The following is a 24744-nucleotide window of genomic DNA, read 5'->3' on the forward strand; positions in this document are numbered from 1 at the left end:
CATGATTTTCCTGGCGCGCCTGTGCTACAATACCTGCGGGTGCCTTGCCGAGAGAGAAGGGGGAGGGGATGAGATGGCGCAAGCACCGGTGCAAATCCAGAAACAGGGCTGGATCGAGGTGATCTGCGGCGGCATGTTTTCCGGAAAGAGCGAGGAACTCATCCGCCGCGTCCGCCGCGCCCGGATCGCCAAGCAGCGGGTGTCCGCATTCAAGCCGGCGATCGACGACCGTTACCACAGCGAAGCGATCGCTTCCCACAACGGCGAGTTGATGGAGGCAAAGCCCGTCCAGAGGGCCGAGGAGATTTTGGACGCCGTATCGCCCGATTGCCAAGTGGTGGCCATCGATGAGGTGCAGTTTTTCGATGATGCCATCGTTGATGTTTGTCAGCACCTGGCCGACCGGGGAGTGCGCGTGATCTGCGCCGGATTGGACCAGGATTTCAGGGGCCGCCCCTTTGGACCGACTCCGGCTTTGCTGGCCGTGGCCGAATTTGTGACCAAGTTGCAGGCCATCTGTGTCCGCTGCGGGGGTCCGGCCAGCCGGACCCAGCGGATCGTCGACGGCAAACCCGTCAGGGAAGACGATCCGGTGATCCGCGTCGGCGCTTCCGAGCAGTATGAAGCCAGGTGTCGCCACTGTCACGAAGTGATCCGGCGGGAAACATTTCCGAGCAGCTTTTCCACCTCCTGACGCACACTAGGTGCAGGGAGGTGTTTGCCGTGCGGCTCAGGATGTGTCTTTTGGGGCTGTGCGCCTTGCTTTTTTTCGGAATGGCGGCGTGCCGGCCGGCCGATGAGGGACAGGCCGGGAGAAGTCCGCAGATGACCGCCCACCGTTTCAACCGGAATGACGGCTACAACGGGATGACCAATGCCAACCCGAATATGTGGGTGGGCGATTGGTACGCGCCCACCAAGACCGACGACGCCCGCCGGATGAAACGCATCATCCGCGGGATTCCGGGGGTGCGGAATGCGACGGTGACCTTTGTCGGCGGCCGGGTGTTTTTGGGAATTATTCCGGATTCCTCGATCGGAGCGGACCGTTATCCCGACCTGGTGCGGGAGGCGCGGGAACGGCTCCGGGCCGCCTTTCCCCGGTATGATTTCACCGTCACCGTCAATCCCCGTTCGCGTTTCCGTTTGCCGATGTGAGGGAAGGGCAATGAAAAGGGGGCCGAATCCGGCCCCGATTTGCAATCGATCCATTTTCCGGATGTTTTAAAAGTCCGGAAACACGTTGGCGAGCACACCCAGGGTGATATTGTAGGTGGCGTGCACCACCATGGCGGTGGACGTGTTGAACCGCATCCGGACCACCCCCAGGGCGAGACCCACCAGGAAGACGATCAGGGTGGAGAGGCTGAAGCCGTAATTGCTGTGCATCAGGGCGAACAAAAGCGAGGTGAGCAGCAGGCCGAAGCGCGGCTGAAGCGCTCCCCGAAACACGGTTTCCTCGCCGATGGCAGCGGCGAAGCCCAGGGTGAGGATGCCGGGGATCGTTTTGTACAAAGAGCCGAGCAATTGTTCCGTCAATTTCTCCACGTCCGGATCGACCAAGATCCCGAAAAAGGAAGCGATATATTCCAAACCGAGGGCGAGCACCACCAGCACCAGACCAATGCCCATCCCGAGGGCGACTTCCCGAACGGAAGGCTTGACGATGCCCAGGCGGGCGAGGGATTCACCCATTTTTCGCCGGGAAAGCCATCCCACTCCGATCAGACCGGTCAGCAGCATGGCGATGTCCTGGGTCCACAAATCGGAAATGGAAACCGGTTCATCCTCTATGGCGGCGATATTCTCCAAACCGATGCCCAGAATCGTCAGCAGTTCAAAAACAATCAGCGTCGACATGGACAGGGCAACGGTGTGCACCGGGTTTTCCGGATCGATGGGGATGAGTCGGGCGACCTGCCGCCTCATCGAAGGGATGAAAAATAACAGCCCCACCAGGGACGGCGCCCACATTGCGATTCCCAGCAAGCCAAAATTGATGTCCGGTTCCATCGTTTTCACAGGCATCAGGGATAGCAAGTTGACGAGCAATCCGGACAAAATCAAGCCCCCGTGAATCAGTCCGAGCAACAAAAAGCCGGCGACGGCAAATCCCCTTCCCAGCCGGGGGGCCTCGGGATATCTCCTGTCCTCGGCCATGTTGGCCAGCCACAAAATTAAAAGAAAAGGCAGAAATTGCAGCAGCATCACAATAGTGCTCTCCATGGATCGTTTCTCCTTTGATTGGATTTGCATTGCGGGGAGTTCTCTCTGTCGGGGGACTCCTTATGGTATTATAAATAAATGAATGTCTCCGTGAAAACCGGGATCGGAGATCCCTCGGAAAATCACTGGCGCATTGCACGGGAGTGACCCTGGTGTGTTGGAGCGATTAAAATCGATTTGTCAGCGTTATGAGGAGCTGAGCCGGCTGCTCTGCGATCCCGAAGTGATCGGTGATCCCGAGCGGCTTCGCAAGGTTTCCAAGGAGCAGGCGGATTTGGAGGAGATTTACCGGGCCGCCTGCGAATATCAGGGTGTCTTGGATCAGTTGGCCGAGGCTCGCTCCATGCTGGAAGAAAAACTGGACAGCGAAACGCGCGATTGGATCCGGGATGAGATGGAGGAGCTGTCCGGGCGGAAGAAGCAATTGGAGGAGCGCATCCGCCTCTTGCTGCTTCCCAAGGACCCCAACGACGAAAAGAACGTGATCGTGGAGATCCGGGCGGCGGCCGGCGGGGAAGAGGCGGCTCTTTTTGCCGCCGACCTGTTTCGGATGTATACCCGCTACGCCGAAAGGCAAGGTTGGAAAACGGAGATCATGGACGCAAATTCCACGGGTCTGGGCGGTTTCAAGGAAGTGATTTTTTCCGTTCAGGGGCGGGGAGCCTACAGCCGGCTCAAGTTTGAAAGCGGAGCCCACCGGGTGCAGCGGGTGCCCGCCACCGAATCGGGCGGACGGATCCACACGTCGACGGCGACGGTGGCCGTGCTTCCCGAAGCGGAAGAGGTGGATGTGGAAATCAACGAGAAGGATCTTCGCATCGACACCTTCTGCTCCAGCGGCCCGGGCGGACAGAGCGTCAACACCACCAAGTCCGCCGTCCGCATCACCCATCTGCCGACGGGAATCGTCGTCTCCTGTCAGGACGAAAAATCCCAGATCAAGAACCGGGAAAAGGCGATGCGCGTGCTTCGCGCCCGCCTCTTGGACAAGAAGCGGCGGGAAGAACAGGCCAAGGTGGCGGATGCCCGCAAGAGTCAGGTGGGGACGGGGGACCGCAGCGAGCGGATCCGAACCTATAATTTTCCCCAAAGCCGGGTGACGGACCATCGCATCGGCCTCACGCTGCACAAACTGGATCTGGTGCTGGACGGGGAGCTGGATGAAATCATCGACGCCCTGATTTTGAATGAACAGGCGGAGCTTTTGAAAAAGGCGGAGTAACCTTCGGCGCCGTACCTGATTCCATCGGGAAATGAGGGAGTCCATTGGAGACCAAGCCGCTGAAGACCGTCGGAGAAGCCTATCGCTGGGCTTTTTCTTTTTTGCAGAAGCGGGGGTGCGATCAAGCCCTCTTTGAAGCGGAACTTCTCTTGCGCCACCTTTTGGGCAGGGATCGGACCCGTTTTTTTGCCGGAATGGAAGATCCCTTTCCGGAGGATCGGCTGCCGACATTTCGAAAGTGGCTGAATCGGCGGGCGGCCGGGGAACCGGTCCAGTATATTCTCCGGGAACAGGAGTTTTACGGAAGGCCCTTCAAGGTGACCCCCGCCGTCTTGATTCCGCGTCCCGAAACGGAGATTTTGGCGGAGAATGTGATGCGCGAAGCGGACCGGATCGGGGGCGGCCGCCCCCTGTCCGTCTGCGATGTGGGGACGGGCAGCGGCGCCTTGGCCGTCACACTGGCGGCGGAACGCCCCCGATGGGTCGTCTTTGCGACGGACATCTCTTCCGCGGCGCTGGCGGTGGCCCGGGAGAACGCCCGGCGCAACGGTGTGGAGGAGCGGATCCGCTTTCTCCGGGGAAAGTGGCTGGAGCCCCTTAGGCAGGGCGGAGACCGGGTCGATGTGGTGGTTTCCAACCCCCCCTACATCCCTTCAAAGGAGATCGCCGCTCTGAAGCGGGAAGTGAGGGATTTCGAGCCGCGGCTGGCCCTGGATGGGGGCGAAGACGGGCTGGATGCCTACCGACGGATCATCGAACAAATCCCGGATGTGCTCCGCTTGCCCGGCCTGGTCGCCTTTGAGGTGGGGATGGGGCAAAGCCGGCACGTCGCCGGAATGCTGGAAAGCATGCCGCTATCGGTTTCCGTCTCCATCGTTCCCGATCTGGCGGGAATCGAGCGGGTGGTTTTGGGGAGGATCGGTCCCCGAGGCCTCTAAATATTTGATGCGGTGTGATTAAACCTCCGGCGGCCTGTCCATACTGGTGGATGGGATTTCATTTTTTGGACTGCCGCGAGGAGGTTTGCCCGATGAAGCTTCGAACTTATCTGTTGGTTGTGGCCGCCGCCGTCAGCCTGCTTGGAATCCGTATGATGAGCGCGGACGATTTGCCGATCGCCTCCACCGCTCAGGCAACCCCTTCGTCCCCGTCCGTTCAGCTGGAGATTCCCGAGGAGGCGATCCGCCTGCGGATTCTGGCGAACAGCGATGCTCCCCGGGACCAGTGGCTGAAACGGCAGGTGAGGGACGCCGTCCTGCGGGAGATGGAGAGCTGGGTGCACCAGCCGGAGAACATCGGCGAAGCCCGCCGCCTGATCAAGAGCCGCTTGCCGCGGTTTCAGGCGATCGCCGAGGAAACCGTGCGCCGAAACGGCTTTGATGATCCCGTCAGGGTGGATTACGGCAAGGTGCCCTTTCCGACCAAATTGTACGGGAACCGGGTGTATCCCGCCGGCGAGTACGAGGCCCTCCGAATCGTGATCGGGCGGGGGGAGGGAGGAAACTGGTGGTGCGTGCTGTTTCCCCCTCTCTGCTTCATCGACATGGAGAGCGGCGACGCCCTTTCCGCCCGGGAAGGAGGCAGGATGACCGCCAGCGCCTACACGGCGCCTTCCGCTCCGGCGGAAAAGCCCCTGGAAGTGAGATTTTTCCTCCTGGATACCCTGGAGAAAGTGTTTGCCGGATGGAAGTGAGCCCCTCCGCCCCCTCCCGTTTGGCCAAGGGACAAGCCTGTGCCCCTCCGCCCCCGCGGACCGGAGGGGCCTTTTAGCTGCCGGGGCCGCCCGACGTGCAAAGGGGAAAAAGGCCTGCGGTTTTCGATCCAAAACGTGATAGAATGGTCTTCGGTGACCTTCGGGGGAAAGGAGAAGGTTTGGAAAGGAAATGAGCGGAGAGAAAACAGTGAAGCCGCCCAGTCCGGGCCGTGCCTGGGCGTACGTGTTGATCGGCGGGGCGCTGGAAATCGTTTGGGCGTCGGGCTTCAAGTACGATGAGGTGCCGGACCTCCTCGTCATTATTTCCCTTTTGGTCAGCTTCGATTTGATCATCCGGGCCGCCAGGGTTCTCCCGGTCGGAACCACCTACGCCGTTTTCACCGCGATCGGCACCGTCGGCACGGTGGTGGTCGAGGCGGTCGCCGAAGGGCGGATCGGGCCGCTGAAAGTGATCCTGCTCCTCCTTCTGCTTCTGTGCATCGTGGGTTTGAAGGTGACCGAAGGGGAGGGGGGACGCTGATGGACTGGTTGCTGCTGGTGATGGCCGGCCTGTTTGAGGTGGTCGGCGTGATCGGCCTCAAGCGGGTGTCCGAGCGGAACAATTGGACGAACAACATCCTCATGATCGGAGGATTTCTCGTCAGCTTCCGATTGCTACTGCAGGCGATGGAAACCATCTCCCTTTCCACCGCCTACGCGGTGTGGACGGGGATCGGAACCGTGGGCGGAGCGGTGGTGGGCATGATCTTTTTCAAGGAATCAAAGAAGCCCCTCCGCCTTCTGTGCATTCTGGGGATCGTCGTTTGCGTGGCTGCCCTGAGGTTTGTGGAATAGCCGACGCGCCCAAAGGGCGGTGCTCCGCGGATCCGGGCCGTTCACCCGTTCGGCTGGCTCGCTCGGCTGAGCGGGCTTTTTTTCAAAAAAATGAGTTCCGCGGTTCTGTCCAGCCCCTCTGCCTCATATCATAAAGGGACAAAGCCGAAAAGGGGGCGTGTCCCATGTTTGTGATCCGGACGGCCTCAAGCGGGGATGTTCCCGCCATTTTGCGGCTGCTTCAGGAAGCGGGCCTGCGGGGAGAGGGCGTGGACAAGCATCCGGACAGCTTTTGGGTGTTGGAGGAGATCGGAAACCCTCCCCGCATCGCGGGAACCCTCGGGATGGAGGTTTACGGGCGGACGGGGCTCCTCCGCTCCTTCGTCGTGGAGCGGGAGCGATGGAATCCGCAAGTGGGCGTCCGATTTTTCCTCCTGGCCCTGTCCGCCGCCCGGGAAAGGGGAATCGACGAACTGTATCTGGCCGCCCCGGGTTTTCTTCCCTTTTTTGAGGCGATCGGATTTACGGAGGTGGAGGAGGGCCAATTGCCCGAACCGATCCGCGAATTCAGCCATCTGAGGCGGGCGGCGGGGAGCGGAGAGGCGAGACTGATGCGGTGCCGCCTGCATCGGGTGTTCGACGCGAGGGAAGAGGCGCCCTCCCTTCGGCGAAACCCTGAGGGCAGGGGCAATTCCGCCGGCGGATGCGGACAGTGAGCTCCGGCCGGCTTTCTTTTGTCCCGAAAGCGAAGGGCGGCGGGCGGGAAATGGGAAAGCCCCGGGTCCCGCCGCTTCCTGTGGTATGATAAAGGGAAAAGATTTCGGGCAGGTGAGGACAAGTGGGCAAGACGGCGCTTCGGTGGCGAATCGGGCAACCTGCCGATGCGGAGGAGCTGAGGAAACATCCGGCGATCCGGGAAGCGGCCCGCATGCTCCGGGAGGGGAAGCTGGTGGCCTTTCCGACGGAAACGGTCTACGGTTTGGGCGCCGATGCCCGGTCGGAGGAGGCCGTCTCCAGAATCTTTGCCGCGAAGGGGAGGCCCGGGGACAATCCCCTCATCGTACATATCGGCCATCTCTGTCAATTGCGGGATTTGGTCGCGGAGCTCCCGCCGAAGGGGGAGTTGCTGGTCCGCCGCTTTTGGCCTGGACCGCTCACGCTGGTTCTTCCCCACAGGGGGACAGTGGTCCGGAAGGTGACCGCCGGACTGGAAACGGTGGGAGTGCGGATGCCCTCTCATCCGGTGGCGCTGGCGTTGCTTCAGGAAAGCGGCGTGCCGGTGGCCGCGCCCAGCGCCAACCGGTCGGGGCGTCCCAGCCCGACGGAGGCGGATCACGTTTGGGAGGATCTGGGGGAGGCAATCGACGGCCTTCTGGATGCGGGACCCACCGGAGTGGGCCTGGAATCCACGGTGGTGGACGTCACCGGCTCCGTCCCCCTGCTGCTGCGACCGGGGGGCGTCACCCTGGAGGAACTGCGGGAGGCGGTGGGAGAGGTGCGGGTGGATCCGGGACTGGAAGGCGATGACCATCCGCCCCGCTCGCCGGGAATGAAATACCGTCACTACGCCCCCGAAGGAGAGATGTGGCTGGTGGAGGGAAGCGGGGAAACGCTGGTCCGCCGCATCCGGGAATTGGCGGAGGATGCCCGGAGGGCCGGCCGGCGGGTGGGCATTCTCACCACCGAGGAAAACCTTTCCCGTTATCGGGCCGACCGGGTGGTGGCCCTGGGCCGAAGATCCGATCCGGAAAGCGTCGCCCGCAACCTGTACCGGGCGCTCCGGGAAATGGACCGGGCGGGGGTGGACTACATCCTGGCGGAAACCTTTCCTGCGGAAGGAATTTTCCGTTCGGTGATGAACCGCCTCCACAAGGCGGCCGGCGGACGGGTCATCCGCGCCGAAGGTCCGTGATTTCCTCGCACGGGGTCATCCCCGCGGGCGGGGCTCCATGACGTGCCGGTCCGTTTTTTTGAGGATTGGAAGGAGAGAAGGCCGATGAGGCGGCCGGCCTTCCGGGGACGACAAAAGGGGAGGGCCGGTGACCGGTGCGGCCGCCGCGCGAAAAAGCGCCCCCGGGAGATGGGGGCCAAGGCGAAGCGGTTTTCCAGCGGATTTTTTTCACGACGGCCGGGAGGGGTCTTTTCCGGGCGGCCAAAAGGGGCCGCGGCTGGATGTCGGTTTCAGTTCCGTTTCGGGAGGAGGGGGGCGAAGGGCCCGCGCCCATTGGGGGGCGCGGTTCTTTTTTTTTCCTTCGGAGCATATCCATATGCAGACAAGCCGGATGAGGGGGAAGGGTCATGGAGTTCACGTTGCCCCAGTGGGGACAGTTGATCACCTTAATCATGATGGCCTTCGCGCTCGGCATGGACGCCTTCTCCCTCGGGATCGGCCTGGGAATGAAAGGAATGGTGACGCAACAGTTGTTCGCGATGAGCGGCGCGATCGGCATCATGCACGTCCTGATGCCCTTGGCGGGCATGACCCTCGGGAGGAATATGAACGGCTTGGTCGGAGATGTGGCGGTATGGGTCGGCGGGGGTTTGTTATGTTTCCTGGGTGGGAATATGTTGTGGAGCAGCCTGCGGGAAGCAGGCGCGTCGACCGATTCCGTCACCAGCCTGTGGGGGATGCTTGTTTCCTCCTTCAGCGTCAGTTTGGATTCCCTGTCGGCGGGATTTTCCCTCGGCATGTTGTCCACGGACACTCCCCTGGCTTTGGGGTTGATGGGTTTCTTCGGCGGGATGATGGGAGGGTTGGGCATGGTGCTGGGGAAGTTCCTGGGGAGCTGGGCGGGCAACTACGGCGAGGCGTTGGGCGGATTGATCCTGATGCTTTTGGGCTTCAAATTCCTGCTGTGAGGTCCTGCCGATGAGTGAAGCGATCGCATACAGCACCCTTTCCGGCATGTCCACCCTGCTCGGGGCCCTCGTTGTGCTGAGGTTCGGTTCCCTGTCCCAGCGGGGGCTCTCCTTTTCCCTGGGGATGTCGGTGGGCGTCATGCTGACCGTCTCCCTGGGGAGCCTCCTTTCCACCGCTGTCCGCTACGGGAGTTGGGCCCACGTGATGTTGGGCATGTCCGCCGCCCTGTTGTTGATGATCCTCCTGCACCGCTTCGAAGGGAGGAATGGGGGCGGCGGAAAGCGCTCCACCTTTGCCCGGCTGGGTTTTCTCATGGTTTTGGCGATGGCGGCCCACAACGCGCCGGAGGGAGTGGCCATCGGCATCGGCTTTCACACCGAGCACCGGCTGGGAATTCTCCTGGCCCTGTCGATGGCGGTGCACAACGTGCCCGAGGGAATCGGAATGGCAGCTCCGCTGAAGGTTTCCGGCCACTCGCCCCTTCGCATTCTCCTTACGGCCGCCGCCACGGGAGGAATGCTTCCCCTGGGCGCCTGGATCGGCGAAGCGTTTTTGGCGGATCGGCCCGATGTGGTGTCCGCCGGACTGGTGTTCGCCATCACGACGATCCTGTGGGTGGCCACCCAGGAAGTGGGTCCCAGGGCATGGGAAATGGACCGGCGCGCGGCTTCCGCCGGGGCGATATTGGGGGTGCTTTTCATGTATATCATCGAAAGAATTCACGGATAATGGAGGAGCAAAGGGGGAGATGGACCCGGTGAAAAACGTTCTGCTGGTCTGTACCGGCAACACCTGCCGCAGCCCGATGGCCGAAGCGATTCTGGCGCGCCTGGCGGGGGAGGAGGGGCTGAAGGTGTCCGTCCGTTCCGCGGGGCTGTTCGCGATGGATGGCGCGGAAGCCTCGGAAAACACCCGCCGGGTGCTCGGAGAACGGGGAATCCGTTTTTCCCACCGCGCCCGGTCGATCCGTCCGGAACTGATCGATTGGGCCGACCTCATTTTGACGATGACGCTGGACCACAAACGCCGCCTCATCTCGATGAATCCCGAGAGCGTCGGAAAGGTGTTCACCCTGAAGGAATATGCGCTGACCGACGGTGAAACGAGGGAGCGGATCAGGCGGTTGGAACAGATGACCGCGGAGCTGGAGACGCGCAGGGCCTTGGGCTCCGGAAAGGGGAAATCTTCCGATGCGGGGGATGCGATCCGTTCCCTGGAGGAGTCGATCCGCCGGGAGCGGGAAGCCCTCGAGAAGGAAGGCGTCCCGCTGGAGGATCTGGATATTCCGGATCCCTTCGGCGGGGATCTGGAAACCTACCGCCGCTGTGCCGATCGGTTGGAGGAGCTGCTGCGCCGGATTGTCGAGCGTTGGCGGCGGGAAGAGGAAACGCGGAAGGATGGGCATTGAAGGTTTTTGCGGCCTGTGATCCCGTCGTTTGACATCCCTCCCCGGCTGGGGTATCCTAGGTGCGAACACGGAGCGGCCGCGCCGCTGCGCGTGCAGGGGATGCCCGCCGCCGCTTCGGCGGCGCTTGCCGTCTTTGCGGAAGTTTCCCCCGGAGAGGGGGCTCCGTTATTTTGGATCGGTTTCAGGGGGGCTGAGGGATGCGCGTCATCATCGGATCGGACCACGGCGGGTTTCATCTGAAGCAGGAAATCCGGAACCTGTTGGAGGAAATGGGCATCGCCTACGAGGATGTGGGCTGTGACTGCCCCGAGTCGGTGGATTATCCCGATTATGCCCTTCCCGTCGCGGAGCGGGTGGCGAAGGGAGAGTTTGACCGGGGCATCCTCGTCTGCGGGACCGGCATCGGGATGTCCATAGCCGCCAACAAGGTGAAGGGGATTCGCTGCGCCGTGGTGAGCGACGAGTTTTCGGCGCGGATGAGCCGGGAACACAACGATGCCAATGTGTTGGCCCTGGGTGAGCGCGTCGTCGGGCCGGGACTGGCCCGGGAGATCGTCCGGGTCTGGCTGACGACGGATTTCGCCGGCGGCCGCCACGGTCGGCGGGTGGCCAAAATCGGGGCGATTGAGGACGGGGATCGGGAATGACCGTGGATCTTGACGCCCTCCGGAGGGACGTAATCCGGGTGGTCGAGGATCTCCTGGCGGAGATGCCGCTTTCCGACCGTCATCTGCTGGTGGTCGGCGTGAGCACCAGCGAGGTGATCGGGAAGCGGATCGGTACGTCGGGCAGCGATGAAGTGGCCGAGGCCATCTACGACGGGCTTGCCCGCGCGCGGGAAAAACGGGGGTTTCACCTCGCCTTTCAATGTTGCGAACACTTGAACCGCGCCCTGGTGGTGTCCCGCGCTGCCCTCGAGCGGTTCGGCCTGGAGGAAGTGTCGGCGATTCCGATTCCGAAGGCCGGAGGGGCGATGGCCGCCCACGCCTATCGGCGGATGGACGATCCGGTCCTGGTGGAGCGGGTGGTCGCCGACGCGGGGATCGATATCGGCGACACCCTGATCGGAATGCACCTTCGGCCGGTGGCCGTCCCCGTTCGCCCTTCAATCCGCCAAATCGGACAGGCCCACGTGACGATGGCCAAGACGCGCCCCAAACTGATCGGCGGTGCCCGGGCGGTTTACACCCCCGAGGACGCGGAAGCCTGCAGGTGATGGCCGGGCGGATGACTGCCCCGTCCGGACGGCGTGCCCATTTGATCCAGCGCAAAGGAGGCGAAGCGGTTGGAACACTTGCGTAAAACGGATCCCGAAACGGCTCGGGCCATTGCGGACGAATTGAACCGGCAGAAGCGGAAAATCGAGTTGATCGCCTCGGAAAACTTCGTGAGCCGGGCGGTGTTGGAAGCCCTGGGAACCGTCCTGACCAACAAGTACGCGGAGGGTTATCCCGGCAGGAGATACTACGGCGGCTGCGAGTATGTCGATCGGGTGGAGGAGTTGGCCAGGGAGCGCGCCAAAAAGCTGTTCGGGGCGGAACACGCCAACGTCCAGCCCCATTCCGGCGCCCAGGCCAACATGGGAGTTTATTTTGCCGTGCTGGAGCCGGGGGACACCGTATTGGGCATGAATCTGGCCCATGGCGGACACCTGACCCATGGAAGCCCGGTCAACTTTTCCGGAACCCTTTACAAATTCGTCTCGTACGGGGTGGATGAAAAGACCCACCGCATCGATTACGACGAGGTTCGCCGCCTGGCCCTGGAACATCGCCCCAAGCTGTTGGTGGCCGGTGCCAGCGCTTATCCGCGGGTGATCGATTTCGCCCGGTTGAGGGAGATCGCCGACGAGGCGGGCTGCCTGTTGATGGTGGATATGGCCCACATCGCCGGGCTGGTGGCCGCCGGATATCACCCCAATCCGGTGCCCTATGCGGACTTTGTGACCACCACCACCCACAAGACCCTGCGCGGCCCCCGGGGCGGCATGATCCTGTGCAAGGAGAAATATGCCAAGAAAATCGACAAGGCGATCTTCCCCGGCATCCAGGGAGGGCCCCTGATGCACGTCATCGCGGCCAAGGCGGTGGCCCTGGCGGAGGCCCTGACGGAGGATTTCAAGGAGTATTCGCGCCGGGTGGTGGAAAATGCCGCCCGCCTGGCCGAAGCCCTGTCGGAGAGAGGGTTTAACCTGATTTCCGGCGGCACGGACAACCATCTGATTCTGATCGATGTCCGCAACCTGAATCTGACCGGCAAGGAGGCGGAGCGCCTTCTGGACGAGGTGGGGATCACCGTCAACAAGAACGCCATCCCCTTCGACCCGGAAAGTCCCTTCATCACCAGCGGCATCCGGATCGGCACCCCGGCGGTCACCACCCGGGGCATGGGCCCCGAGGCGATGGAGGAGATCGCCGACATCATGGCCCTCACGCTGAAAAACCCGGGGGACGACGGCGTGCGGGAGGAAGCCCGCCGCCGCGTCGCCGCGTTGACCGAGCGATATCCTCTGTATGCGGATATGACCCTGGATGCGTGAGGAGCCCGGCCGCAAGGGAGGGTGAAGGCGCATGCCGCCGAAGGCCCGTTCCGGGGGAAGCGGCGCATAAGCCGCCCGGCCGCGCACCCGGCCGTCGCGAAGGGGTCGGAACCGGAGTGAGAATGCGACGTCCCGCCGCCGTTGCGGCGGGGTTTTCTCTTCCTTCCGCCCGCCAGGCATGCTTCTGCAACCCGTCTCATATGCTAAAAGCGGGAGCGGCGGATCCGGCGGGCTTCCCTTTTCTGGAATCGCATAGACATCCGGGCTCAGGAACAGTACAATGTTCTTCGGAACAGGAAGGGAGGACATGCCATGGGGAACGTGTACGTTTTTGACCATCCCCTGATCCAGCACAAGCTGACCCATATTCGCGACAAGCGGACCGGCACCAAAGAGTTCCGGGAATTGGTGGAGGAAGTGGCCGCCCTGATGGCTTACGAGATCACCAGGGACATGCCCCTGCGGGAAGTGACGGTGGAGACCCCGGTGGCTCCCGCCCGGTGCAAAGTGCTGGCGGGGAAGAAGCTGGGGCTGGTTCCCATCCTGCGGGCGGGGTTGGGGATGGTGGACGGCATTCTCCGGCTGATCCCGGCGGCCAAGGTGGGCCACATCGGCCTGTACCGGGATCCGGAGACGCTGGAGCCCGTCAAGTACTACGCCAAGATGCCCTCGGACATCGAGGAGCGGGATTTGATCGTCATCGATCCGATGTTGGCCACGGGAGGATCCGCCGCGGCTGCCATCCAGATGATCAAGGAGATGGGGGGCCGGAGCATCAAGCTGATGTGTCTCATCGCCGCCCCCGAAGGGATCCGAAGAGTTCACGGGGAGCACGATGATGTGGACATCTATGCGGCCGCCGTGGATGAGGGACTCAATGAAAAAAGTTACATCGTGCCGGGATTGGGGGACGCCGGCGACCGGTTGTTCGGAACCCGTTGAACAAAAATTGTCCCATTTTCAACAGGTACGGATCAAATGCTACAAAATGTTCAAGAATAAACTTGTAACAAAGTTGACATTCTCAAGGGCGCTTTTGTAGTATGATAAGCAGGTATCAAAGCCGGTAAGCCGCGATGCATGGCCCCCTCGGTGGAGGTCCGCATGAAAAGAAACCATCCCGAAAGCCCCTGGAAATATATCGGCCTCATCGGTTCGATCGGCTTGGAACTGTTCTTCTTGATCATTGCCGGAGCCTACGTGGGGCGGAAGCTGGACGAACACTTTCACACGGAACCGTTATTTCTTGCCGTCGGCATTTTCGGCGGGTTGGCCGGCGGGATCGTCAGCGCGGCTTTCACGATCCGACAGTTGATGAAAAAGCTCTGATTTGGATCCCCGCCTTGTCAACCTCCCTGGTTTCCCACTCGTCCGCCGTGAGGAGGGTGTTCCGCTGAACCAGTATATCGATGCCCAGTTGCGGAAGCGCATTCGCACGATCACCTTGTGGGTGGGTTTTTTGTTGTTCACCCTCCTGATCCTTTGGCTCCTGCTTCCTTACAAACCCTTGATTGCCGGGATCTTCGCCGGAGGACTGGTGAGCCTTCACCACGTGATTCATATCGCCCACCGGCTCAAAAGGGCGGGGGAAATGGTTTTGGCCGGAGCCACCCCCCGCGGGACGGGGATGGTATACCGCATCCTCTCATTGATGGTTCCTCTGCTCATCGCCTTGCGTCATCCCGAGTGGATCCATCCCTGGTCCATCTTTTTGGGACTTCCCATCGGATACGCGGTTGCGATCGCGGTGGAGATTTTCCAGCTCAGGGCTGATAGGAAAGGGGGGAAAGCCGATTGGAACTGACGCCCAAGGTGCAGTTTCTGGGTTTGACCTTCGATGTCACCGTCATGATCGGGACCCTGTTTTCCGCCTTGGTTGTGTTTCTCGTCTCGCTCTGGGCCACTCGAAAACTTCAGATGCGTCCCCATGCATGGCAAAACGCCATGGAGATGTTGGTCGATTTTTGCAGGGGGATCACCCGGATGGCCTTTGACGACAAGACGGCGGAACGGTACCTGGCCATGACCATCACCCTGTTCCTTTTCATTTTTGTCGCCAATGAACTGGGCGTGATGTTGATGGTCGTCGCGGATGTGCATCATCCGATTCCCTGGCTGGGTCTGACCGAAGAGACCTTGAAGGAGGCGCACGCCGTATCCTGGTTCCGGTCCCCGACCGCCGACCTGAACGTGACCCTGGCGATGGCGGTGGCGGTCGCCCTGTACGGGCACTATGCGGGCATCCGGAACAGCCTGAGAAATTATGTGGGACACTACATGAGCCCGCTGCTTCCCATTCATCTCATCGAGGAGTTTTCCAAGCCCCTCACTCACGCCATGCGTCTTTGGGCGAACATTTTCGCCGGGGAGATTCTCATCACCGTCATGCTGACCATGGGGTCCCCCTGGATCACCGGCGCACCGCTTCTGGTATGGATGGGGTTCTCCCTGTTCGTCGGCGTGATTCAGGCATACATCTTTACGGTGTTGGCCAACGTCTACATCTCTCAGAAAATCACTGCTCATTGACGATCAACTTTTAAGGAGGACGAAGAAATGGAACTCAATTTTCTCTCTGCTGCAATTATGGTGGGTCTGGCCGCTTTCGCCGCGGCCATCGGGAACAGCATGCTGTTCAGCAAATACGTTGAAGGGGTTGCCCGGCAACCGGAGGTTCGCGGCACTCTCTTCGGTCAAGTGATGATCCTCTTCGGTTTGATCGAAGCCCTTCCCATTATTGCGGTGGGGTTGGGGATCCTGGTGTTCTTCGGTTTCTTCTGATAATGACCCGGTTCGGATTGGCGGGGAGCGCGCTGTCCCCGCCATCTGTTCACTTTGCCTCATCCGTCCGTGAAGGGAGTGAGTCGCGTTGGAATTCCACTTGGGAACCATGCTGTTCCAGGTCGTGGTGCTGATCATTCTGATTGCTCTGATGGCCCGGTTCGTCGTGCGGCCCTTGCTCGCGATGATGAAGGAGCGGCAGGATTACATTGACCAACAGATCACCGCGGCCGAGAAGAACCGCAAGGAAGCGGAAGAGCTGGCCAAACAGCAGCAGGAAGCCTTGAAACAGGCCCGCCAGGAGGCGAAGGAGCTTCTCGAACGGGCCAAGGCCCAGAAGGAGCGGGAAGCGGAGGAGATCATCCGCCAGGCCCAGGAGCGGGCGGAACGGATGATCAACGAAGCGACGGCGCAGATTGCCCGGGAGAAGGAGAAGGCCTTGGCCGAACTGCGTGACGAAGTGGGCCGGCTGTCCGTGCTTCTCGCGGCCAAGGTGTTGGAGAAGGAGCTGGACGCCGAAGAGCAGTCCAAGCTGGTCGGCCGTTATCTTGAACAGGTAGGCGAGCTGCAATGAGCCGGACTGTGATCGCCCGACGCTATGCCATCGCCCTGTTCGAGCTGGCACGGGAAAAGGGCGAACTGGACAGGGTGGAGCAGGAACTGGACCAGGTTGTGGAGACGCTACAGCGGGTTCCCGAACTGAAGGAGTGGCTGACGGCGCCCGCCGTCGACGTGGAACGGAAGAAAGCCCTGATCGCCGAGCGGTTTCAAGGGCTTTCCGCGTGGACGAAAAACCTCCTGTTTCTCCTGCTCGACCGGGGAAGACAGGGGTTGATTTCCCGGATCGCCGAGGAGTACAAACATCTGGCGGATGAAGCCCGGGGCGTGGCGGAAGCGGTGGTCACCTCGGCGTTGCCGCTGACGGAGAAGGAGAAGGAAGAGCTGGCCGCCGTCTTTGAGGCCCGTCTCGGGAAAAAGCTGCGCGTCACCAACGTCGTCGATTCCGACCTTCTCGGGGGATTGATCGTCCGGGTCGGCGACCGCCTTTACGACGGCAGCCTGAGGACCAAACTGATTCGATTCCGGCAGAAACTGACCGGAACACAAGTGGGGTAGATCGGGATTTTTGGGTATAGACAGGGGTGAAAACGGAATGAGCATCAAGCCGGAAGAGATCAGCTCGCTGATCAAACAGCAGATCGAGCAGTATCAGGCCGAGATGGAAGTTTCCGACGTCGGCACCGTGATCCAGGTCGGGGACGGGATCGCCCGGGTGTTCGGCCTGACCAAGGTGATGGCCGGCGAGCTGCTGGAGTTTGAAAACGGCGTGATGGGCATGGCCCTCAACCTGGAGGAAGACAATGTCGGTGTGGTGATCCTGGGACCGTATACGGGGATCCGCGAAGGGGACCAGGTGAAGCGGACGGGCCGGATCATGGAAGTTCCCGTGGGAGAAGCGCTCCTGGGCCGGGTGGTCAACCCGCTGGGACAGCCCCTGGACGGCAAGGGCCCCGTCGAAACGGACCAGTTCCGGCCGGTGGAATCGCCCGCGCCCGGGGTGATCGACCGGAAGTCGGTGCATGAGCCCCTTCAGACCGGGATCAAGGCGATCGATTCGATGATCCCGATCGGCCGGGGACAGCGGGAGCTGATCATCGGCGACCGGCAGACCGGGAAGACGACCATCGCCATCGACACGATCATCAACCAGAAGGACGAGGACGTCATCTGCATTTACGTGGCCATCGGGCAGAAGCAGTCGACGGTGGCCGGCGTGGTGGAGAAACTGCGCCGCTTCGGCGCCATGGATTACACCATCGTGGTGAGCGCCAGCGCCTCCGATCCGGCTCCGCTGCTGTTCCTGGCCCCCTACGCCGGCTGCGCGATGGGTGAATACTTCATGTACAAGGGCCGGCACGTGCTGGTCGTCTATGACGATCTCTCCAAGCAGGCGGCCGCCTACCGGGAGCTTTCGCTGCTCCTCCGCCGTCCGCCGGGCCGGGAAGCGTATCCGGGGGATGTTTTCTACCTGCACTCCCGCCTGTTGGAACGGGCCGCCAAGCTGAACGACGAAAAGGGCGGCGGATCGCTGACGGCGCTTCCCTTCATCGAGACCCAGGCCGGGGACGTGTCGGCCTACATTCCGACCAACGTGATCTCCATCACTGACGGGCAAATCTTCCTGGAATCCGATCTCTTCTATTCCGGGGTTCGCCCGGCGGTCAACGTCGGTCTCTCGGTTTCCCGGGTCGGGGGAGCCGCCCAGATCAAAGCGATGAAAAAAGTGGCCGGGGGTCTGCGCCTCGACCTGGCCCAGTACCGGGAGCTGGCCGCTTTCGCCCAGTTCGGATCCGATCTGGATAAGGCGACCCAGGCCCGCCTGGCGCGCGGTGAACGGGTGACGGAACTCTTGAAGCAGGATGAGAACCAGCCGATGCCCGTGGAAAAACAGGTGGTCTCTCTCTATACCGGAACCAAGGGATATCTGGACGACATTCCGGTGGAGGACGTGCGCCGGTTTGAGCGGGAGTTCCTCTCCTTCATGGAGGCCGAGCACGCCGACATCCTGAAGGAGATCAAGGAAAAGAAAGATCTGACCGACGAGATTGAGAACCGGCTGAAACAGGCGATCGAATCCTTCAAAAAGGGCTTTGCCGTGTCGGAAAGCAAGTGAAGGTGTTTCATCCTGCCGCATCCGGGGAAGAGCCCGTCTGCGGCGGAAGGAAAGGCGGTGAATGAGCGTGGGCCAAAATCTGCGGGACATCAAGCGGCGCATCCGTTCCTTTCAGAATACGAGGCAGATCACCAAGGCGATGGAGATGGTGGCGGCGGCCAAACTGCGCCGGGCCCAGGAACGGGCCGAGGCCGCCCGCCCCTACGCCGAAAAGATGCGGGAAGTGATCGTGTCCATCGCCGCCAGCACCCGGGGGATTCGCCATCCGATGCTGGAGACCCGGCCGGTTCGGAAAACCGGTTACCTGGTGATTACCGCCGACCGGGGGCTGGCCGGCAGCTACAACTCCAACCTGTTGCGGACGTTGACCAAAACCCTCAGGGAGCGGCACCAAAACAGCGATGAGTACGTGATTTTCGCCGTCGGCCGGAAAGGCCGGGATTTCCTGAAGAAGCGAGGGTATCCGGTGATCGATGAGATCACCGGTCTGGCCGATTCCCCGCAGTTTCTCGACATCAAGCCGATCGCCTCGCGGGCCGTCCGTTTTTACGCCGAGGAAAAGGTGGACCAGCTGTTTCTGGTGTACAACGAATTCATCAACCCCGTGACCCAGCGGCCGGTGGAGAAACAGCTGCTCCCGCTGGCCTCCTTCGACGCGGAGGAAGGAGCCAAAACCTTGTACGAATACGAACCGTCCGCGGAAGAGGTGCTGGGGGAACTGCTGCCCCGCTATGCGGAAACCCTGATCTACAGCGCCCTTTTGGAGGCGAAGGCGGGAGAGTTCGGCGCGCGGATGGCGGCGATGGGAAATGCCACGGACAATGCGACGGAGCTGATCCAACAGTTCACCCTGCAGTACAACCGGGTCCGGCAAGCGTCAATCACCCAGGAAATCAACGAGATCGTCGCCGGCGCCAACGCGCTGAGCTGATGAACGGGGCATCCCGGAGAGCGGAACGAGCGAAGGAGGCCCCTGTTTGAAGCGGAATCATCGCATTTCGTCCATGGCCAAGTCCGGCTACTATCGGGTGAGGTTTGAATAGGGAGGGAAATTGATGAGCACTGGACGCGTCGTTCAGGTGATGGGCCCCGTGGTGGACATCCAGTTCGAGCGAGGCCATCTGCCTGAAATCTACAACGCGATTCGCATTACCCACAAGGCCCAGAATCCGGGTGAACGGGACATCGACTTGGTGGTGGAAGCGGCACTGCACCTGGGAGACAACATCGTCCGCTGCGTGGCCATGGCTTCCACCGACGGTCTGGTCCGCGGAATGGAAGCGGTGGACACGGGTGCGCCGATTTCCGTTCCGGTGGGCGAAGCCACCCTGGGCCGCGTGTTCAACGTGCTGGGTGAGCCGATCGACGAAGCCGGGGAAGTGAAGGCGGAACAACGGTATCCGATCCACCGGCCGGCTCCCAGCTTTGAGAATCAGGCGACGGAAGAGCAAATTCTCGAGACGGGAATCAAGGTTGTGGACCTTCTGGCTCCCTACGTCAAGGGCGGGAAGATCGGTCTCTTCGGCGGTGCGGGCGTCGGAAAGACCGTGCTGATCCAGGAACTGATCCACAACATCGCCCAGGAGCACGGGGGAATCTCCGTCTTTGCCGGCGTGGGTGAACGGACCCGGGAAGGAAACGACCTGTACCACGAGATGAAGGAATCCGGAGTGATTTCCAAAACGGCGATGGTTTTCGGTCAGATGAACGAACCGCCGGGGGCCCGTCTCCGCGTCGGTCTGACCGGACTGACGATGGCCGAGTATTTCCGGGATGAACACGGCCAGGACGTGCTTCTCTTCATCGACAACATCTTCCGCTTCACCCAGGCGGGATCCGAAGTGTCGGCGCTGTTGGGCCGGATGCCCTCCGCCGTGGGTTATCAGCCGACCCTGGCCACGGAGATGGGGCAGCTGCAGGAGCGGATCACCTCCACCAAGAAGGGATCGGTCACCTCGATCCAGGCGATTTACGTTCCGGCGGACGACTACACCGACCCGGCTCCGGCGACCACCTTTGCCCACCTGGACGCCACCACCAACCTGGAGCGGCGGATCGCCGACAAGGGGATCTATCCGGCGGTGGACCCGTTGGCTTCCACGTCCCGCATCCTGAACCCGTCGGTGGTGGGCCGGGAGCATTATGAGACGGCCCGGGGCGTCCAGCAGATTCTGCAGCGCTACAAGGAACTGCAGGACATCATCGCCATCCTGGGGATGGACGAACTGTCCGACGAAGACAAGCTGGTCGTCCATCGGGCGCGGCGGATCGAGCGCTTCCTGTCTCAGCCCTTCCACGTCGCGGAAGCCTTCACCGGCAAGCCCGGCCGCTACGTTCCCGTCAAGGAAACCGTCCGCGGCTTCAAGGAAATCCTGGAAGGAAAACACGACGACCTTCCGGAGGACGCTTTCTACATGGTCGGCACCATCGACGAGGCCGTGGAGAGGGCGAAGGAACTGGCCAAGGCCTAAAGGAGAGGACGTCCCTTGAGTACGATACGCTTGGACATCGTGACGCCGGAACGGAAGGTTTTCTCCGACGATGTGGAGATGGTGATCACCCGGGCGGCGGAAGGGGAGATCGGGATCTTGCCTCGTCACGCCCCCTTTGTCAGCCCCCTGGGGATCACCGCCGTTCGGATCAAAAAGGACGGCGAGGAGATGCGCGCCGCCGTCAGCGGCGGATTCATGGAAGTGCGTCCCGATACGGTGACGATTCTCGCCGAAGCGGCGGAGATGTCCGACGAAATCGATGTGGAGCGGGCATTGGCCGCCAAGAAGCGGGCCGAAGAGCGCCTGGCCCAGGCCCATCGGGACGACATCGATTTCAAACGGGCGGAATTGGCTCTCCGCCGGGCGTTGAACCGGTTGGAGGTGGCAAATTTCGGCGATCAGTGAGATATCGAGCGGTTTCCCCTTGGGGAAGCCGCTCGTTTTCCGTAATTAACCAATTTCGGTTTCATTTGCTGGCGCGATCCGTCCGGCCTGTTAGCACTTTTGTGGAGGATTTGTTATAATTGACTCGAATTGAAGATGAGGGATGGGGCTCTGATCGGACGGAGCGTTTTTCTTTGCAAAGAAAAGGGTCTTCATCCGGTTTCCCGTCCCGCGCACCACCCCCGTGCACAATGGAAGTCGGAGGGACAGCCGATGTCGTATTCCGAAAGCTATCTGATGGCCGCTTTGTTTTTCATCGTGGGGCTGGCCCTGCCCGCGGTCGCCTTGTCCATCGGACGGCTGCTCAGGCCGCACAACCCGACTCCCGCCAAAACGATCACCTATGAGAGCGGGATCGATCCGGTGGGCGGCGGCTGGGTGCAGTACAACATCCGGTATTATCTGTTCGCCCTGTTGTTTGTCCTGTTTGACGTCGAAACCGTTTTCTTGTATCCCTGGGCCGTGGCTTACGACACCCTTCGCAATCAGATCGGCCTTTTTGTGTTGGTGGAGATGTTGATCTTCGTGGTGGTGCTGGTGATCGGTCTGATTTACGCGTGGAAGAAGAAGGTGTTAGAATGGAAGTGAATTTGGAAGAACTCACCTTTGAGGAGCAGGAGCAGCTGAAGCGGAACGTCTTTTTGACCACGCTGGAGGAGATCAAGGCGTGGGCCCGGAGCAGTTCCTTGTGGCCGCTGCAATTCGGTCTGGCCTGCTGCGCCATCGAGATGATGGGCACGGGGGGTTCCCATTACGACTTTGACCGCTTCGGCGTGATCTTCCGCGCTTCCCCCCGGCAAGCCGACGTGATGATCGTGGCCGGTACCGTGACCAAGAAGATGGGGCCGATTCTTCGCCGTCTGTACGACCAGATGCCGGAGCCCAAATGGGTGGTGGCGATGGGTTCCTGCGCGACGGCGGGGGGACCCTATGTGAAGTCGTACTCCGTGATCAAAGGCGTGGATCAGATCGTTCCGGTGGACGTGTACATCCCCGGATGTCCGCCCAACCCGGCCGCCTTGATCTACGGAATCAACAAGCTGCAGGAGAAGATCCGTTATGAGGCGAAAACGGGAAAGAGGGTGACCGGTTCGTGACGGATTCGAAGGATCGCAAGGAAAGCGGCGGCGCATCCGAGCAGCCGAGCGAAAGGAAGCAAGGCGCGGAACAGGCGGAAGCCGCACCGGAGAAAGGGGCGGAAAAGGAAGCGGCCCCCAAGGGGGAAGCCTCCGAAAAAAGGGAAGCGTCGAAGGAAAAGGCCGCAAAGCCGGTGGAAGCCCGCCCGAAGGGCGAAGGGAAGAAGCCTCCGGCCCGGCCGGCGGCGAGGGGGGCGCGGGCAGCCGCGCGCAGGAAGAAGGCGGAGGAGCCCCAGGAGCCGTCACCGAAGCAGCCGCTTCTGGATGCCTTTGTGAAACGGATCACGGAGCAGGCGGGAAAGGAGGCCGTGGAGGAATCCTACATCAACCGCCCCAACGGGCACCTGCCGACGATCGTCGTCAGGAACGAAAAATGGCGCGATGTGGCCCGGTTGCTCCGGGAGGATGAAACCCTGGCCTTCGATTATCTCGTGAATGTGACCGGGGTGGACTACGAGGACCACATGGAGGTGGTCTATCATTTCGAATCCCTCGGTCACAAGCATCGCCTGTGCGTTCGGGTGAAGACGGACCGGGAAAACCCCTCCGTTCCGTCCGTCACCGACATCTGGAGCGGAGCCAACTGGGACGAACGGGAAATCTATGACCTGTTGGGGATTCAATTCCCGGGGCATCCCAACCTGAAACGGATCCTCATGCCGGAAAACTGGGTGGGTCACCCGTTAAGGAAGGATTACGAGCCCGCCGATCCGGACATCTGATGTTGGAAAGCCGCCTGAGGGTCCTTGGCCTTCGATGGTTTTCCGCATATTGGCACCCCTCCGCAGACATGACCGGACAGGAGTAATCGGAAATGTCTGAGGAGAGGGTGTTCCACTGGATGGGGCTTTCCGCCGTCGTAGGGTATGCAAGGGCCCGGCTGTGTAAAATCTGGTTACAGATGATTCGATTCCCGGGGGAATCGAACAGAACCGTCTCGCGAGGTGGACGCCGAAAATGGACCCGTTGAAGATCATCGGACCCGTGATCATGTTGTTGATTATCCTCGGGTTTGTCACCTATGCCATTTTGTTTGAACGGAAAGTGCTCGGATGGATGCAGAACCGTCCGGGTCCCGTGCGCACGGGGCCGTGGGGACTTCTGCAGACGGTGGCTGATGTGCTGAAATTGCTCATCAAGGAGGACGTGATTCCGGACAAGGCGGACAAGACGCTGTTCAAGATCGCCCCCGTCATCGCCTTTGTGCCGTCCTTTGCCGTCGTTGCCGTCCTCCCCTTCACCGACAGCCTGTTCTTTGCGGACATCGCCGTCGGCCTCCTGTATTATGTCGCCATCTCCAGCATCACCATCATCGGGATTCTCGTCGGAAGCTGGGCTTCCAACAACAAATACGCCCTGATGGGGGGGATGCGCTCCGCCGCCCAGATGATCAGTTACGAGATCCCCCTGGTGATGGCGGTGGTCGGCGTGATCATGAGCGCCGGCTCCCTCAACCTGCGGAAAATCGTCGCGGCCCAGGAGGACGTCTGGTTCATCATCCCGCAGTTTCTCGGTTTCATCGTTTTTTTGATCGCTGCCATCGCCGAACTGAACCGGACCCCCTTCGACCTTCCGGAAGCGGAGTCGGAGCTGGTGGCCGGTTATCACGTGGAGTACAGCGGATTCCGGTTCGCCTTCTTCATGCTGGCGGAATATGTGTATGTCTTCGCCATGTCCGCCCTGACAACCGTCCTGTTTCTCGGCGGCTGGCTTCCGCTGTTCGGGCTTGATTTCATTCCTCCCCTGGTCTGGTTCGTGCTGAAGATGTTGGCGATGGTGTTTTTCATTTTCTGGCTTCGGGCGACCTTTCCCCGGATCCGGTCGGATCAGCTGATGCAGCTGGGTTGGAAGGTGCTGTTGCCGCTGGCGCTGGTGAACATTTTCCTTTCCGCGCTGCTGAAGGAAGTGCCCGTCATCGGAAATTGGTTTTAACGGCAAGGAGCGGGAAAGCGGTCCACGGTCCCGCATCCCCGGCAGGATGGCGTCCACACGCCGAAAAACGGAGGGATCACCATGCTCGGACTGGTTAAGGGTTTGGGCATCACGCTCAAAAATCTCACAAAAAAGCGAGTGACCTATCGCTATCCGGATGAACCCCTGGAAATGCCCGACCGATTCCGCGGGATACAGCACTTCGATCCGGAAAAGTGCATCGTTTGCTATCAGTGCGCCCGGATTTGCCCGACGGAATGCATCAGCTTGACCGGGAAGAAGAATCCGGATCCCGAAAAAAAGGGTAAAGTCATCGAAACCTACGACATCAACTTTGAGATCTGCATTCTCTGCGATTTGTGCACCGAAGTTTGTCCGACGGAAGCGGTGGTCATGACCCGAAACTATGAATTGGCCACCTACAGCCGGGACGAACTGTTCAAGGACATGGAATGGCTGAAGAACAACAACACGAATGTCCGGAAGGAGAACCACCCATGAAT

The 24744-nt window shown here is 61.1% G+C and carries 32 protein-coding genes; 31 read left to right on the forward strand and 1 reads right to left on the reverse strand.

What is annotated here, in order from left to right; translation table 11 throughout:
• Positions 1-73: 73 nt before the first annotated feature.
• Both BM063_RS04370 and BM063_RS04375 read left to right on the forward strand, forming a co-directional pair.
• Positions 74-694, forward strand: a complete 621-nt coding sequence (locus BM063_RS04370) for a thymidine kinase (protein ID WP_177198972.1) — start codon at positions 74-76, stop codon at positions 692-694.
• Positions 695-723: 29 nt separating this feature from the next.
• Positions 724-1158: a hypothetical protein gene (locus tag BM063_RS04375; RefSeq protein ID WP_092036214.1), complete on the forward strand. Its 435-nt coding sequence runs from the start codon at positions 724-726 to the stop codon at positions 1156-1158.
• Between the two features lie 66 nt (positions 1159-1224).
• Here the strand turns inward: BM063_RS04375 and BM063_RS04380 are convergent, their stop codons facing one another.
• A complete protein-coding gene (locus BM063_RS04380) occupies positions 1225-2226 on the reverse strand; it encodes a CPBP family intramembrane glutamic endopeptidase (RefSeq protein WP_177198973.1) in 1002 nt (333 codons plus the stop codon).
• A 154-nt stretch (positions 2227-2380) separates the two neighbouring features.
• Between BM063_RS04380 and prfA the strand changes: the two genes are divergently transcribed.
• From prfA to nuoI, 29 genes are all read left to right on the forward strand, one after another.
• The gene (gene prfA, locus BM063_RS04385; protein WP_092036218.1) at positions 2381-3448 is read left to right on the forward strand and encodes a peptide chain release factor 1; all 1068 of its coding nucleotides are present in this window, start codon (positions 2381-2383) and stop codon (positions 3446-3448) included.
• 44 nt (positions 3449-3492) lie between these two features.
• Positions 3493-4386: a peptide chain release factor N(5)-glutamine methyltransferase gene (gene prmC / locus BM063_RS04390; protein WP_092036220.1), complete on the forward strand. Its 894-nt coding sequence runs from the start codon at positions 3493-3495 to the stop codon at positions 4384-4386.
• Positions 4387-4478: 92 nt separating this feature from the next.
• On the forward strand, positions 4479-5141 hold the full coding sequence (spoIIR, locus tag BM063_RS04395) for a stage II sporulation protein R (protein WP_092036222.1): 663 nt from the start codon (positions 4479-4481) through the stop codon (positions 5139-5141).
• A gap of 208 nt (positions 5142-5349) precedes the next feature.
• Positions 5350-5682 carry a DMT family transporter gene (locus BM063_RS04400; RefSeq protein WP_245752017.1) on the forward strand — a complete coding sequence of 111 codons (333 nt, stop codon included), beginning with the start codon at positions 5350-5352 and terminating at the stop codon, positions 5680-5682.
• The gene (locus BM063_RS04405) at positions 5682-5996 is read left to right on the forward strand and encodes a DMT family transporter (RefSeq protein ID WP_092036228.1); all 315 of its coding nucleotides are present in this window, start codon (positions 5682-5684) and stop codon (positions 5994-5996) included. Before BM063_RS04400 ends, BM063_RS04405 begins: the two co-directional genes overlap by 1 nt.
• A gap of 164 nt (positions 5997-6160) precedes the next feature.
• The gene (locus BM063_RS04410; RefSeq protein WP_092036231.1) at positions 6161-6691 is read left to right on the forward strand and encodes a GNAT family N-acetyltransferase; all 531 of its coding nucleotides are present in this window, start codon (positions 6161-6163) and stop codon (positions 6689-6691) included.
• 149 nt (positions 6692-6840) lie between these two features.
• The gene (locus BM063_RS04415) at positions 6841-7887 is read left to right on the forward strand and encodes an L-threonylcarbamoyladenylate synthase (RefSeq protein ID WP_483878450.1); all 1047 of its coding nucleotides are present in this window, start codon (positions 6841-6843) and stop codon (positions 7885-7887) included.
• Between the two features lie 386 nt (positions 7888-8273).
• Positions 8274-8834 (forward strand): manganese efflux pump MntP, encoded by a 561-nt coding sequence (locus BM063_RS04425; RefSeq protein WP_092036235.1) that lies wholly within the window; start codon positions 8274-8276, stop codon positions 8832-8834.
• A 10-nt stretch (positions 8835-8844) separates the two neighbouring features.
• Entirely contained in the window at positions 8845-9564 is a 720-nt protein-coding gene (locus BM063_RS04430; protein ID WP_092036237.1) for a ZIP family metal transporter, read from the forward strand.
• A 28-nt stretch (positions 9565-9592) separates the two neighbouring features.
• Positions 9593-10243, forward strand: coding sequence for a low molecular weight protein arginine phosphatase (locus BM063_RS04435; RefSeq protein WP_177198974.1), 651 nt, complete (start codon positions 9593-9595; stop codon positions 10241-10243).
• Between the two features lie 197 nt (positions 10244-10440).
• Entirely contained in the window at positions 10441-10890 is a 450-nt protein-coding gene (gene rpiB / locus BM063_RS04440; RefSeq protein WP_092036241.1) for a ribose 5-phosphate isomerase B, read from the forward strand.
• Positions 10887-11459 carry a TIGR01440 family protein gene (locus tag BM063_RS04445; RefSeq protein ID WP_092036243.1) on the forward strand — a complete coding sequence of 191 codons (573 nt, stop codon included), beginning with the start codon at positions 10887-10889 and terminating at the stop codon, positions 11457-11459. The genes rpiB and BM063_RS04445 overlap by 4 nt, the downstream gene beginning before the upstream one ends.
• Positions 11460-11528: 69 nt before the next feature.
• The gene (locus BM063_RS04450; RefSeq protein WP_092036246.1) at positions 11529-12782 is read left to right on the forward strand and encodes a serine hydroxymethyltransferase; all 1254 of its coding nucleotides are present in this window, start codon (positions 11529-11531) and stop codon (positions 12780-12782) included.
• Between the two features lie 312 nt (positions 12783-13094).
• The gene (gene upp, locus BM063_RS04455) at positions 13095-13724 is read left to right on the forward strand and encodes a uracil phosphoribosyltransferase (RefSeq protein WP_092036248.1); all 630 of its coding nucleotides are present in this window, start codon (positions 13095-13097) and stop codon (positions 13722-13724) included.
• Between the two features lie 162 nt (positions 13725-13886).
• Positions 13887-14111, forward strand: a complete 225-nt coding sequence (locus BM063_RS04460; protein WP_092036251.1) for an AtpZ/AtpI family protein — start codon at positions 13887-13889, stop codon at positions 14109-14111.
• 1 nt (position 14112) lies between these two features.
• Positions 14113-14586, forward strand: coding sequence for an ATP synthase subunit I (locus tag BM063_RS04465; protein ID WP_092036254.1), 474 nt, complete (start codon positions 14113-14115; stop codon positions 14584-14586).
• Entirely contained in the window at positions 14577-15311 is a 735-nt protein-coding gene (atpB, locus tag BM063_RS04470) for a F0F1 ATP synthase subunit A (protein ID WP_092036256.1), read from the forward strand. Before BM063_RS04465 ends, atpB begins: the two co-directional genes overlap by 10 nt.
• Before the next feature lie 27 nt (positions 15312-15338).
• On the forward strand, positions 15339-15563 hold the full coding sequence (atpE, locus tag BM063_RS04475; RefSeq protein WP_092036258.1) for a F0F1 ATP synthase subunit C: 225 nt from the start codon (positions 15339-15341) through the stop codon (positions 15561-15563).
• 88 nt (positions 15564-15651) lie between these two features.
• Complete coding sequence (gene atpF / locus BM063_RS04480; RefSeq protein ID WP_245752022.1) at positions 15652-16137, forward strand: F0F1 ATP synthase subunit B; 486 nt, start codon at positions 15652-15654, stop codon at positions 16135-16137.
• Positions 16134-16679 carry a F0F1 ATP synthase subunit delta gene (locus BM063_RS04485; RefSeq protein WP_092036260.1) on the forward strand — a complete coding sequence of 182 codons (546 nt, stop codon included), beginning with the start codon at positions 16134-16136 and terminating at the stop codon, positions 16677-16679. The genes atpF and BM063_RS04485 overlap by 4 nt, the downstream gene beginning before the upstream one ends.
• A 37-nt stretch (positions 16680-16716) precedes the next feature.
• Entirely contained in the window at positions 16717-18237 is a 1521-nt protein-coding gene (gene atpA, locus BM063_RS04490; protein WP_092036262.1) for a F0F1 ATP synthase subunit alpha, read from the forward strand.
• Between the two features lie 67 nt (positions 18238-18304).
• Positions 18305-19168 (forward strand): ATP synthase F1 subunit gamma, encoded by an 864-nt coding sequence (atpG, locus tag BM063_RS04495; RefSeq protein ID WP_092036361.1) that lies wholly within the window; start codon positions 18305-18307, stop codon positions 19166-19168.
• Between the two features lie 124 nt (positions 19169-19292).
• Complete coding sequence (gene atpD / locus BM063_RS04500; RefSeq protein WP_092036265.1) at positions 19293-20708, forward strand: F0F1 ATP synthase subunit beta; 1416 nt, start codon at positions 19293-19295, stop codon at positions 20706-20708.
• A 15-nt stretch (positions 20709-20723) separates the two neighbouring features.
• Entirely contained in the window at positions 20724-21134 is a 411-nt protein-coding gene (locus BM063_RS04505; protein ID WP_092036267.1) for a F0F1 ATP synthase subunit epsilon, read from the forward strand.
• Positions 21135-21386: 252 nt separating this feature from the next.
• On the forward strand, positions 21387-21761 hold the full coding sequence (locus BM063_RS04510; RefSeq protein WP_092036363.1) for an NADH-quinone oxidoreductase subunit A: 375 nt from the start codon (positions 21387-21389) through the stop codon (positions 21759-21761).
• Entirely contained in the window at positions 21752-22270 is a 519-nt protein-coding gene (locus BM063_RS04515) for a NuoB/complex I 20 kDa subunit family protein (RefSeq protein WP_092036269.1), read from the forward strand. The genes BM063_RS04510 and BM063_RS04515 overlap by 10 nt, the downstream gene beginning before the upstream one ends.
• On the forward strand, positions 22267-23031 hold the full coding sequence (locus BM063_RS18140) for an NADH-quinone oxidoreductase subunit C (protein ID WP_092036271.1): 765 nt from the start codon (positions 22267-22269) through the stop codon (positions 23029-23031). The genes BM063_RS04515 and BM063_RS18140 overlap by 4 nt, the downstream gene beginning before the upstream one ends.
• 235 nt (positions 23032-23266) lie before the next feature.
• Positions 23267-24241 carry an NADH-quinone oxidoreductase subunit NuoH gene (gene nuoH / locus BM063_RS04525; RefSeq protein ID WP_092036273.1) on the forward strand — a complete coding sequence of 325 codons (975 nt, stop codon included), beginning with the start codon at positions 23267-23269 and terminating at the stop codon, positions 24239-24241.
• A gap of 81 nt (positions 24242-24322) precedes the next feature.
• The gene (nuoI, locus tag BM063_RS04530; protein ID WP_092036276.1) at positions 24323-24742 is read left to right on the forward strand and encodes an NADH-quinone oxidoreductase subunit NuoI; all 420 of its coding nucleotides are present in this window, start codon (positions 24323-24325) and stop codon (positions 24740-24742) included.
• The last annotated feature ends 2 nt before the right edge of the window (positions 24743-24744 follow it).

This window comes from Planifilum fulgidum (assembly GCF_900113175.1).
GTDB lineage: Bacteria > Bacillota > Bacilli > Thermoactinomycetales > DSM-44946 > Planifilum > Planifilum fulgidum.